Origin of the sequence: Pseudomonas putida S13.1.2 (genome assembly GCF_000498395.2) — a bacterium.
In the GTDB taxonomy this organism is placed as follows: domain Bacteria; phylum Pseudomonadota; class Gammaproteobacteria; order Pseudomonadales; family Pseudomonadaceae; genus Aquipseudomonas; species Aquipseudomonas putida_Q.
The window spans coordinates 3,074,236-3,085,426 of sequence record NZ_CP010979.1 but is presented as its reverse complement, the minus strand read 5'-3'; the positions used below and the strand labels follow the sequence as shown (position 1 = coordinate 3,085,426).

9 protein-coding genes and 2 pseudogenes are annotated in these 11,191 nt (G+C 61.3%); 7 read left to right on the top strand and 4 right to left on the bottom strand.

Features of this window, described 5'->3' with window-relative positions:
* Positions 1-135 precede the first annotated feature (135 nt).
* A pseudogene (locus tag N805_RS13755) lies at positions 136-822 on the bottom strand (transporter); the annotation flags it as partial.
* Here N805_RS13755 and N805_RS13750 point away from each other — a divergent pair.
* Positions 820-1,140, top strand: a pseudogene (locus N805_RS13750) (DUF1214 domain-containing protein); the annotation flags it as partial. The pseudogenes N805_RS13755 and N805_RS13750 overlap by 3 nt on opposite strands.
* 64 nt (positions 1,141-1,204) lie before the next feature.
* Here the strand turns inward: N805_RS13750 and N805_RS13745 are convergent.
* Entirely contained in the window at positions 1,205-2,725 is a 1,521-nt protein-coding gene (locus N805_RS13745) for an NCS1 family nucleobase:cation symporter-1 (RefSeq protein WP_019473159.1), read from the bottom strand.
* Between the two features lie 294 nt (positions 2,726-3,019).
* Here N805_RS13745 and N805_RS13740 point away from each other — a divergent pair, with 294 nt between their 5' ends.
* Together N805_RS13740 and N805_RS13735 are read left to right on the top strand one after the other, a co-directional pair.
* Complete coding sequence (locus N805_RS13740) at positions 3,020-4,054, top strand: L,D-transpeptidase (protein ID WP_019473160.1); 1,035 nt, start codon at positions 3,020-3,022, stop codon at positions 4,052-4,054.
* A 91-nt stretch (positions 4,055-4,145) separates the two neighbouring features.
* Positions 4,146-4,856 (top strand): murein L,D-transpeptidase catalytic domain family protein, encoded by a 711-nt coding sequence (locus N805_RS13735; RefSeq protein WP_371113240.1) that lies wholly within the window; start codon positions 4,146-4,148, stop codon positions 4,854-4,856.
* Between the two features lie 69 nt (positions 4,857-4,925).
* On the opposite strand, the gene N805_RS13730 is transcribed toward N805_RS13735, so the two are convergent.
* Both N805_RS13730 and gcvA read right to left on the bottom strand, forming a co-directional pair.
* A complete protein-coding gene (locus N805_RS13730; protein ID WP_019473162.1) occupies positions 4,926-5,630 on the bottom strand; it encodes an SDR family oxidoreductase in 705 nt (234 codons plus the stop codon).
* 97 nt (positions 5,631-5,727) lie between these two features.
* A complete protein-coding gene (gcvA, locus tag N805_RS13725; protein ID WP_033692689.1) occupies positions 5,728-6,621 on the bottom strand; it encodes a transcriptional regulator GcvA in 894 nt (297 codons plus the stop codon).
* A 213-nt stretch (positions 6,622-6,834) separates the two neighbouring features.
* On the opposite strand from gcvA, the gene N805_RS13720 reads away from it, so the two are divergent.
* From N805_RS13720 to N805_RS13705, 4 genes are all read left to right on the top strand, one after another.
* The gene (locus N805_RS13720) at positions 6,835-7,389 is read left to right on the top strand and encodes a helix-turn-helix domain-containing protein (protein WP_019473164.1); all 555 of its coding nucleotides are present in this window, start codon (positions 6,835-6,837) and stop codon (positions 7,387-7,389) included.
* 27 nt (positions 7,390-7,416) lie between these two features.
* The gene (locus tag N805_RS13715) at positions 7,417-8,763 is read left to right on the top strand and encodes a glutamine synthetase family protein (RefSeq protein WP_019473165.1); all 1,347 of its coding nucleotides are present in this window, start codon (positions 7,417-7,419) and stop codon (positions 8,761-8,763) included.
* A 75-nt stretch (positions 8,764-8,838) separates the two neighbouring features.
* Positions 8,839-9,612, top strand: a complete 774-nt coding sequence (locus N805_RS13710; RefSeq protein ID WP_019473166.1) for a gamma-glutamyl-gamma-aminobutyrate hydrolase family protein — start codon at positions 8,839-8,841, stop codon at positions 9,610-9,612.
* A 70-nt stretch (positions 9,613-9,682) separates the two neighbouring features.
* Entirely contained in the window at positions 9,683-11,041 is a 1,359-nt protein-coding gene (locus tag N805_RS13705) for an aspartate aminotransferase family protein (protein ID WP_019473167.1), read from the top strand.
* Positions 11,042-11,191: the final 150 nt, after the last annotated feature.

The following is an 11,191-nucleotide window of genomic DNA, read 5'->3' as shown; positions in this document are numbered from 1 at the left end:
CACGGGTCATGCGTAAATGCAGACAGCCGGGGCCGCTTTGCAGACTGTCGCGGCACTAGGCTGCTCCAATGCCTTGCCTGCCTTGAGGTTCGCCCTGAATAACGTTGAACGCAGGTCGTACGCTGATTGAAGTCCTCACCACGCGTACTGCAAGCGCAATGTCCAGGTGTTCACATCCGGTGAACCTGTGCGCTCGGAGACAGTGTCCGAATAGGCAATCAACCCGCCGAACTGGGGCGATAGCATGAAGCCCAGGCTGGCACCCAGCAGTGTGTTCTCTTGCTGGTTATCCTGGTTCACGCCATTGATTCTGGTTTCCCCACCTTTGTTGTAGGTGGCGTCGAGAGAGGCCCACAGCGCACGGTTGAAGCTGTAGCTGTAGTGCCCTTCGACGGCATACAGCGGCTTCTGCTCAAGCTTGTTGTCGCCCAGGTAATCCTCATTGTCGCCATACAGCGACACGTAGGTGTTCACCTCCAGCCAGGTCGGCCCGATGGGCGTGCCAAATGCCAGCTCCGGTTTGAACACCCAGCGGTTGGCGCCGATATTGATGATGCGCTTCTTGTCGTAGTCGCCGGTGGGGGCCGTAACCCACAAGGCCCCGGTCAGGAACGTCTCGGGCTGCCAGGTGGCGAACTCTTCCTGGGTCAGCGCCGGCCCGCCAAACAGGTTATGCACGAACACCAACTGCACGTCACCCATGCCGCCATTGTGCTTGGTCCCGTCGAAAAAACGCGCATCGTCGAATGATGCGCTGACATCGGCATACGGCTGAATTACCTGTATCGCAGAGTTGCGCCCGTCGATGCCGAAGGACCGCGCGGTGCCCACACCTACAAGCTCAATCTTCCGGCAAATGTGCCGGCGGCGTTGTTCTGGTCGGTGACTGCCTACGACAACCTGACCGCCTCGGGGCTGGACAATGGCCAGCCGTTCCCGTCGCTCAACCAGATGGACAAGCCAGCGCAGAACAGCGACGGCTCCACCGACATCTACTTCGGCCCAGAATCACCAGGTTCAGGGAAAAACTGGATTCGTACGGTACCGGGCAAAGGCTTCCTGGTGATTGTGCGGCTGTACGGGCCGAAACAGGCGTTTTTCGACCAGAGCTGGAAGCCTAGCGATCTGATCAAGCAGTAGTACTCAACAAAAGGTTCATCGTGCCCCAAAGCGCGATGAACCTTGTCCCTTCTTGTTGCGCCGGTCAGTGCTGCGCGCTATCTACCGCGATGCTTTCGCCGGATACTTCCACGTGCTTGATGCTGCGATTGGCGATCGCGTAATGAATCAACCCGCCCAAACCCGCCCCGAAGAACCAGGAGAACTGCGATAGCGTCTCGAACGCCGGCACCAGCGCCAGCACGATGGCGATCAGCGCAGCGGGGATAAACGCCGCGACGGCGCGCAGGTTGACCCCGCCGCTGAAGTGGTAGGCGGCCTCCGGGCTTTCGCTATACAGCTGCGGCAGGTTCACCCGGCTGCGGCGTACCAGGTAATAGTCGGTGACGATGATGCCGTACAGCGGGCCGAGCAAGGCGCCCAGGCCGCCAAGGAAATACACGATCACGGACGGGCTGTTGTACAGGTGCCACGGCAGGATCACCACCGCGATGGCGGCGCTGAGCAGGCCTGCGCGGCGGAAGTTCAGCAGGTTTGGCGCCAGGTTGGCGAGCACGTAGGCGGGGGCGACGAAGTTGGCCATGATGTTCACTGCCACGGTGACGATCAGGAAGGCCAGGCAGGCCAGCACCAGGCCGGCGGTGTTGGGGATGGCGGCGACGATTTCGGTCGGGCCCTGCACCAGCTTGCCATCGATGCTGAACTGCGCACCGGCGAGCACCACGGCGATCAGCGCGAAGCCGAGCATGTTCACCGGCAGGCCCCAGAAGTTGCCCACGCTGATGGTGCGCCTGTCCGGGCAGTTACGGGTAAAGTCGCAGAAGTTGAGAATCATGGTGCCGTACAGCGAGACCCACAACGCAGCGGCGCCGAGCACCTTCAGCCACATTGTGGAGCCGGTTGGTGCGTTGCCGCTCGACCAGGCAATCGACAGGCCACTGCGCCAGTACATCCAGCCCGCCAGGCAGGCGAAAGCCACCAGGATGATCGGCCCGGTGATGGACTCGAAGCGCCGCACCATCTCCATGCCGTAGGCGAAGATCGCCACCTGTACGCACCAGATGCCGAGGAAGGTGACCCAGCCCAGGGTCGACAGGCCGAGGATCGAGTTCTGGTCGTAGGCCTTGAGGTCCGGTGCGATGGCGGTCAGCAGCACGCGCAGGACGACCGAGGCGAGGTAGGTCTGGATGCCGAACCAGGCAATGGCGATCACTGCGCGGATCAGTGCCGGGATCTGCGCCCCATGGATGCCGAAGCTGATCCGGCACAGGACGGGGTAGGGCAGGCCGGTCTTCTGGCCCATGTAGCCGGACAGGTTCATCAGGCCGTAGATCACCAGCGCGCCGAGCGCGAAGGCGCCGAGGATCTGCGCGCCGCTCATGCCCAGGGCGAACAGGCCGATGGCGAAGGAGTAGTTGGCGATGTTATGCACATCGTTGGTCCACAGCGCAAACAGGCTGTAGCGCCCCCAGGTGCGATTTGCTGCGCGGGTGGGTGCAAGGTCGGCACTGTACAGGCGGGGGCTCAACGCCAGCTGACTGGGCCCAGCCGTATCGGCGGGGAGAGCATCGAGCTGGTCAACATCGGAACGTGAAATCGACGCCATCGGAACTCCGTGATGGTTGTGTACTTTTATTTTTGGTCTTGTATACAAACAAGATTCATACCAGCCCGCGCTTACGGCGGGCTCCACGGATCTCTGGCCTTCATTCGGGTTTTTGCGTGATGGTTTGCACGTTGAAGTGGGAATTTTGTGCACATTTAGTGTGCGGATTTGTTACCAGTTGCACCAGGTGCGGGCGCATGCTGGCCCTACAGCCTGGGCCGGCGTGTTGAACGGTTGGCTTTGCGGGGAGTATTCCGACTAAGCTGGCGGCAGGGTTCTATGGGGGGCAATAGGATGTTGCATGTAACGCTTGGACTGGGTCTGTTACTCAGCGCTGCCTTGGTCGAAGCGGCTCCACTGCAGGTGCCCACACCGGCCGCACTCAGGAGCCAGCTTGAAAGCCTCAAGCCTGGCCAGTTTCTCTGGTACCCGCAGGTTTCGCCGGTGGGGCCGGTGACCGTGGTGGTCAGCCTTACCGAGCAACGTGCCTACGTTTATCGCAATGGCATTGCCATCGGCGTCAGCACCGTGAGCAGCGGCAAGCCAGGGCGGGAAACCCCCACCGGGGTATTTAGCATTCTGCAGAAGAAGGTCGAGCATAAGTCCAGCCTCTACAACAGCGCACCGATGCCCTACATGGAGCGCCTGACGTGGGACGGCATTGCCCTGCACGCAGGCCATCTACCGGGGTACCCCGCCTCGCATGGTTGCGTGCGGCTGCCGATGGACTTTGCCAAGAAGCTGTACGAAGTCACCGGCTTCAGTTCGACTACCGTCATCGTTTCCGATACCAGCAGTGCCCCGGTGGAGGTCTACCACCCCGGTGTGCTGGCGCCCACGGTCAGCGATGGCAAGGCCCAAGGCCCGCTGATGCTGAGCAACCAGCAATTCTGGAACGACCCAGACCCCACGGCAGGGCCCCTGTCGATCCTGATCAGCCGCGCCGACTTGCGTGCCTACGTGTATCGCGGTGGCCAGTTGGTCGGCTCGGCGCCAGCACTTTCGCCTGCAGGCAGCCAGCACCGCAGTGGCATGGCGGTGTATTCACTGCTGCAAAAACCATCCGCCCTGGCACTCGATGGCGCGCTACCCTTACGGTGGTCGGTGGTGGGCCTGAGCAACCCGGAGTACGGGAATACGCCCTATGAACAACTGGGGCAGCTGAACATCAACCCGGAGTTTCGCCGTCATTTACGTACGGCGATGGACGTCGGCACGATGCTGGTGATCACCGACTGGGCGTCGACCCGGGAAACCCGCACCGAAGGAAAATTCACGGTGATCAGCACCGAAGGCAGTGAAGAATCTAAACCATTGGTCAAGAAGTGATCGGCTTTCCTGAGGTAATCAAGCAAAGTAGCCGCTTTTGGCTGCAAACAAGGCAAGAAAAGACAGGTTTTCAACAGGGTATTCCATGTCGATGTTCGAACCATTGCGGGGAGCCTTCCGGCTCTCAGCGGCCAGTATTGGCCTGTTTTTCCTCAGCGCTTGGCATGCTGCCTACGCGCAACCCCTGCCTAGCGCTGCCGAGCTGCAGCAGTTGGCCCCTAACGCCAGCCTTTCGACCCTGGCCCTGGCACTCACCGCCTACGCGTGCGCCAGTCACAGCGACGCGGACAAGTTGCTGACGGTGATCGATTACTCCAAGGCTTCCCGTGACAAACGCCTGTGGGTGTTCGACCTGCGCGCCAGGAAGCTGTTGTTCGAGGAGTGGGTCGCCCATGGCAAGAACAGCGGCGCTGATGTGCCGACCACGTTTTCCAATGCGCCGAACAGCTACCAGTCCTCCATCGGCCTGTATGAAACCGGTCAGACCTACAGCGGCAAGCACGGGCGCTCGCTGCGCCTGCAAGGGCTGGAGCCGGGGTTCAACGACAACAGCATGTCTCGGGCGATTGTGATGCATGCCGCTGCGTATGCCGACCCCAAGGTCGTGCCCGGCCTCGGGCGCCTGGGGCGCAGCCAGGGCTGCCCAGCCGTGCGGCCAGCAATTGCTGGCAAGCTGATCGAAACGCTGCAGCGCGGCAGCTACGTGTTTGCCTATTATCCCCAGCAAGACTGGCTGAAGAAATCGCGTTTTCTTAACGCCCAGAGCTGTCCGCTCGTTAATCAATCGGTCGCCAGCAAGTAACTTGTCTCATTCCCTGGCTTGCGCGGCCCCTCGCAGGACCGCAGCAGCGCACACCACGGCCACAGGCATTTACACGCTGCGCGTCAGGCCGCCGTCTACCTTGATGTTCTGCCCGGTGATGTAGGCAGCGCCTTCGCTGGCCAGAAACGCGATAGTGGCGGCGATTTCCTCGCTGGTGCCATAGCGTTTGAGCGGCACGCTGTCACGGCGTTGTTCGGTGGCTGGCAGGCTGTCGATCCAGCCGGGGAGGACGTTGTTGATCCGCACGTTATCCCCGGCAAAATTGTCGGCGAAGATCTTGGTGAAGGCGGCCAGGCCCGAACGGAATACAGCAGAGGTCGGGAACAGCTCATTCGGCTCGAACGCCCAGGCAGTGGAAATGTTAATGATCACGCCCCCTTTTTGGCGCTGCATGTAAGGCGTGACCAAGCGGGTCGGGCGGATGACATTGAGCAGGTAGGTGTCCATGCCCTTGTGCCAGTCTTCGTCGCTGATCTCCAGGATCGGCGCGCGCGGGCCATGGCCAGCGCTGTTGACCAGCACGTCGATGCGGCCCCACTTTTCCACTACGGCATCTACCAGGCGCTTCAGGTCTTCAACCGACTGGTTGCTGCCGGTCACGCCAATGCCGCCAAGTTCGGCAGCCAGTGCTTCGCCCTTGCCCGAGGAGGAAAGGATGCCAACCTTGAAGCCGTCAGCGGCCAGGCGTCGTGCTGCCGCCGCACCCATGCCGCTGCCACCGGCTGTGATAATCGCAACTTTTTCTACTGACATGCTGCCTCCAACGTGAACGGCTGATTGCTTAGGTGCACTCACCTTAGCAGTAGCCCCGGCGGCGAGGGAGGCAGCCAAACTTTACCATGGCAGTAGATTAACTATTGTCAGCCTGTTGCTTTAGCCAGCGCTGCACTATGCCTAGCGATTCAGGCTGCTGCAGCTTGCGTGGCCACACCAGATAGAACGACTTATCGAGCCTGAGCTGCTGACCGAAGACCTGCACCAGCCTGCCCGCAACGATTTCATCGCTGACGAACGCCAGGCTGGCCAAAGCAATACCCTGACCACTGATGGCCGCATCGATGGCCAGGGAGGTTTGATTGAACCGCAGGTTTTTCGCAGTCGGTTGCGCATGTTGCGGGAACACTGCAGCAAGGTACTGAGGCCAGAAATTATGGGCATCGTGCAGCATGATGAATTCTTGAAGCTGGGCAAAGCTGGCGGGGGCATGAGTGCCTTCAAACAGCTTTGGACTGGCCACGGCGACGATGCGCTCCTCCATCAACAGTTCGCTGTTCAAACCCGCGCCGATTTCGGGCTTGCCATAGCGCACTGCGATATCCACGCCATCGGTGCTGAAGTGCGACAGTCGATCTGTGGCCAGCACACGCAGATCAATGTCTGGATGTTTTTGCGCAAAGCTGCCCAGCCTGGGAATAAGCCATTTGGAGGCAAAGGTAGGGGTAACGCTGACCGTCAGGTGAGCCGTCTGCGGCCGGAGCAGGCGGGTGGCTTCATCGATCATCGCCAAGGCGCTGCGAATGCTGGCGCTGTAGCCCAGGCCCGCATCGGTCAGCGCCAGGCCCCGTGGCAGGCGCTCGAACAAACGAAGGTTAAGGTTCGCTTCCAGCCCACGAATCTGTTGAGCAACTGCTGCCTGGGTCACACCCAGTTCCTCGGCAGCCAGGCGGAAGTTGAGGTGGCGGGCAACCACTTCGAACACGCGTAGCGCGTTAAGCGGGGGCAGTTCAGGGAAACCGTTTGGCATGACGAGGGCAATGGCCGGGCTGGGAAGATTCACCGCCGAGGCTACTCCCTGAGCACCTTTAAAGAAACCCGCGGCACCGTTGCCAATCCGGATCCTTGCACCCCAAACCCTCTGTTCGTTGCTGCCCAAATTCAGGGTTCGGCTTGACTCGTGAAAATTTTCATGTAATTTTTCATGAAAAATAACTCTAAAAATTTCACGGCAGCCCAATCGATGAAGATGCACGAAGAGGTTGAAGCCCTCGCGATCCTTATTCACGACCTGCGCAAATTCAAGAACCTGACCCTGGGCGAGCTGGCCGAGCGCATCAACCGCTCGGTAGGTTTTCTCTCTCAGGTTGAACGCGGCGTCTCGCGCCCTACCGTGGCGGACCTCACTGCCATCAGCGAAGCGCTCGGCGTATCGACCGCGTACTTCTACAACCTGAGCAAGCCCCGCAGCATTGGTTGGGTCACGCGCCCCCACGAGCGGCGCACGCTTTACCTGGAGTCGGGCATTACCGATGTGCTGGCTTCGCCCACCATTGCCGGCGCCTTTTCCATGCTCGACAGCCATCTGGAGCCTGGCGCCACCAGTGGCGAGGCGTACCTGAGTGACCGTTCCGAGCAGGGTTGTTTCGTGCTTGAGGGCGAACTCACGGTATGGCTGGACGACGGCGAGGCCGTGACCCTGCAGGCCAACGACTGCTTCCAGGTGCAACCCCACGCGCAGTTTCGTTACGCCAACCTGACGGCAAAACCCACCCGCGTGCTCTGGGTCTTCAATTGAATTCGTTCACCTCACAAGGATAAGAAGATGAGTGTCATCTTTCCGGATCTGCTGGCTGAAGTGCGCTCGTTCCGAGCGGAGCACCCAGAAATTCGTTACGTCGACCTGATTGCGCTGGATATCCCCGGGCACTTCTACGGCAAGCGCTACCCCATGGACATGCTGGAAAAGGTTGCAGCCGGTGCGCCACTGAAGCTGCCGCAGAATTGCGTGCTGCTGGGCACCCAGGGTGGCCTCTACCCGATTGGTGACTACTGCTTTGCCGACGGTGACCCGGATGCTGCCCGGCGCCTGGTGCCAGGTACCCTGAAGCCGGTGCGTTGGGAAAAGGAAGTCATCGCCCAGATGCTCATTACCTCCGACGGCACTGCCAAGCCTATCGAGTTCGAGCCCCGTGAAGTGCTGGCCCGCGTGATTCAGCGCCTGGCCAAACGCGGCATCCGCCCGGTGGTGGCTTTCGAGCTGGAGTTCTACCTGTTCGACCGCAAGCTCGACAACGGCCTGCCACAGTACCCACGGGACACGGCCACCGGGGACGAAGATGACCAGCCGAACATGCACATCGAGCGGCTATCACGTTTTTCGTCGGTGCTGCACGAGATGGTTGATGGCGCCAACGAGCAGGGCGTGCCGGCAAACGTCATTACCGCAGAGCTGGGCCCCGGCCAGTTCGAGATCAACTTTTCCCACAGCGACGATGCCCTGAGCGCGGCGGACTGGTCGGCGCTGTTCTGCCGCAGCACCCGTGGTATCGCGATGAAACACGGCTACCGTGCCAGCTTCATGAGCAAGCCATACCTGGACGCGCCGGGCAGCGGCATGCATGTGCACGTCAGCCTGTATGACGCTGCCGGCAACAACATCCTGGCCGGCGCTGAACAGCGCAAGCTGCGCCATGCGGTGGCGGGGTGCCTGGAGCTGCTGCCGCACTGCATGCCGATCTTCGCCCCCAACCACAATGCCTACCGCCGCTACGGCGCCATGGTGAACGCGGCGAGCAAGGCCAGCTGGGGCTTCGAAGACCGTGATGCGTGCATTCGCATCCCCGAGTCCGACCCGCGCAACCTGCGCATCGAACACCGCATCGCCGGTGCCGATGCCAACCCGTACCTGGTGTTGGCGGCCATCCTGACCGGCATGGAGCACGGCCTGGACCGCGGTGTCGAGCCCATCGCCCCGCTGAACGAAAACCGTCAGAGCGGCATCGACTTCCCCAAGGATGCCCTGAGCGCCCTGGCCGCCATGCGTCACCACCCGGTGGTCAACGAAGGCCTGGGCAGTGAGTTCGTGATGGTTTATTGCGAAAACAAATACCAGGAGCAACTGGACTTCATGCGCCACATCGATGCCCGCGAATACCGCTGGTTCCTGTAGGTGCCGAGGTTCGCACTGCGAAGCTGCACCCTCCCTTTCAACACAACGCGCAATATGGATTTGTCGGAGGAAGATATGCCACGTGTGCCCGTTATCGGCATTACCGCATGCACCAGCATGATCGAGCTGCATGCAACCCAGACCATCAGCGAGAAGTATGCGCGCGCGGCAGCCAAGGCAGCGTGTGGGCTGCCCATCGTGATTCCCAGCCTGGGTGAACTGATGGGCAGCGCCGATATTCTCGACGTGGTGGATGGGCTGATCTTCACCGGTTCGCCGTCCAACATCGAGCCGTTCCACTACAACGGCCCCGCCAGTGCAGAGGGCACCCATCACGACCCGCTGCGTGATGCCACCACGTTGCCGCTGATGCGTGCGGCCATCGCCGCCGGCGTGCCGGTGCTCGGCATTTGCCGTGGCTTCCAGGAAATGAATGTGGCACTGGGCGGCACCCTGCACCAGAAGGTCCACGAGACCGGCATGTTCATGGACCACCGCGAAGGCAAGGGTGAGCCCATCGACAAGCAGTATGGGCCGCGCCACACCATGCATGTAGAGCCCGGCGGCATGCTCGATCGCATGGGCTTGCCGGCGGTCTTCGACGTCAATTCCATCCACGGCCAGGGCATCGATGTACTGGCCCCGGGGCTACGGGTGGAGGCGCTGGCACCCGATGGCCTGGTGGAAGCGATTTCGGTCGAGAACGGCAAGGGCTTTGCCCTGGCCGTGCAATGGCACCCCGAGTTCCAGGTCATGGACAACCCGCATTACCTGACCATCTTCCAATCCTTTGGCAAGGCCTGCCGGCATCGCTCGGTACTGCGCCAGAGGCTGTTGCTGTCGGCCTGAACACCGACCGTTCCCAACTATAAAAAGTACCCGCGCAGCCTGGCTGCGCAACCTGATGGAGTAGAAGTCAATGAGTGAAAAGAATTCGCAGACCCTTGCCTGGCAATCGATGAGCCGCGACCACCACCTGGCCCCGTTCAGCGATGTCAAACAACTGGCCGAGAAAGGCCCGCGCATCATCACCTCGGCCAAGGGCGTGTACCTGTGGGACAGCGAGGGCAACAAGATTCTCGATGGCATGGCGGGCCTGTGGTGCGTGGCGGTCGGCTACGGCCGCGATGAGCTTGCCGACGTTGCCAGCCAGCAGATGAAGCAGCTGCCTTACTACAACCTGTTCTTCCAGACCGCGCACCCGCCTGCGCTGGAGCTGGCCAAGGCAATCGCCGATGTGGCGCCGCAAGGCATGAACCATGTGTTCTTCACCGGCTCCGGCTCCGAAGGCAACGACACCGTGCTGCGCATGGTGCGCCATTACTGGGCGCTGAAGGGCAAGAAGAACAAGAACGTCATCATTGGCCGCATCAACGGTTACCACGGCTCGACCGTGGCGGGCGCAGCCTTGGGTGGCATGAGCGGCATGCACCAGCAGGGCGGGGTGATCCCGGATATCGTGCACATCCCACAGCCGTACTGGTTCGGCGAAGGCGGCGACATGACCGAGGCCGACTTCGGCGTGTGGGCGGCCGAGCAGTTGGAGAAGAAGATCCTTGAAGTTGGCGTGGACAACGTTGCCGCCTTCATCGCCGAGCCGATCCAGGGCGCCGGTGGCGTGATCATTCCCCCGCAAACCTACTGGCCGAAGGTCAAGGAAATCCTGGCCAGGTACGACATCCTGTTCGTTGCCGACGAAGTGATTTGCGGTTTTGGCCGCACCGGTGAGTGGTTCGGTACCGACTACTACGACCTCAAGCCCGACCTGATGACCATTGCCAAGGGCCTGACCTCTGGTTACATCCCAATGGGCGGGGTGATTGTGCGTGACGAAGTGGCCAAGGTCATCAGCGAGGGCGGCGACTTCAACCACGGCTTCACCTATTCTGGCCACCCGGTGGCGGCTGCAGTGGGCCTGGAGAACCTGCGCATCCTGCGTGACGAGCAGATCATCCCGCAGGTGCACGATAAAACCGCGCCATATCTGCAACAACGCCTGCGCGAACTGGCTGACCACCCGCTGGTAGGTGAAGTGCGCGGCCTGGGCATGCTCGGCGCAATCGAGCTGGTGAAAGACAAGGCCACCCGCGCCCGTTACGAAGGCAAAGGTGTCGGCATGATCTGCCGCCAGCACTGCTTCGAAAACGGCCTGATCATGCGCGCCGTGGGCGACACCATGATCATTGCGCCGCCGCTGGTGATCAGCATCGAAGAGATCGACGAGCTGGTGGAAAAAGCCCGCAAGTGCCTGGACCTGACTTACGAGGCTGTCCGCTGAAGACACCGGGGCTGCTCCGCAGCCCATCGCCGGCAAGCCAGCTCCCACAGGGGCCGCGCTGTTCTTGAGACATGCGCTCTACCTGTGTGGGCTTTAGCCGTGAACACCGGCAAAGCCGGTGCCATACACCGGGTTGGATTCTTCGCGGGT

Excerpts from the sequence above, each read along its gene's own strand:
- N805_RS13745 (WP_019473159.1), bottom strand. The coding sequence starts at position 2,725 with ATGGCGTCGATTTCACGTTCCGATGTTGACCAGCTCGATGCTCTCCCC.
- N805_RS13740 (WP_019473160.1), top strand. The coding sequence starts at position 3,020 with ATGTTGCATGTAACGCTTGGACTGGGTCTGTTACTCAGCGCTGCCTTG.
- N805_RS13735 (WP_371113240.1), top strand. The coding sequence starts at position 4,146 with ATGTTCGAACCATTGCGGGGAGCCTTCCGGCTCTCAGCGGCCAGTATT.
- N805_RS13730 (WP_019473162.1), bottom strand. The coding sequence starts at position 5,630 with ATGTCAGTAGAAAAAGTTGCGATTATCACAGCCGGTGGCAGCGGCATG.
- gcvA (WP_033692689.1), bottom strand. The coding sequence starts at position 6,621 with ATGCCAAACGGTTTCCCTGAACTGCCCCCGCTTAACGCGCTACGCGTG.
- N805_RS13720 (WP_019473164.1), top strand. The coding sequence starts at position 6,835 with ATGAAGATGCACGAAGAGGTTGAAGCCCTCGCGATCCTTATTCACGAC.
- N805_RS13715 (WP_019473165.1), top strand. The coding sequence starts at position 7,417 with ATGAGTGTCATCTTTCCGGATCTGCTGGCTGAAGTGCGCTCGTTCCGA.
- N805_RS13710 (WP_019473166.1), top strand. The coding sequence starts at position 8,839 with ATGCCACGTGTGCCCGTTATCGGCATTACCGCATGCACCAGCATGATC.
- N805_RS13705 (WP_019473167.1), top strand. The coding sequence starts at position 9,683 with ATGAGTGAAAAGAATTCGCAGACCCTTGCCTGGCAATCGATGAGCCGC.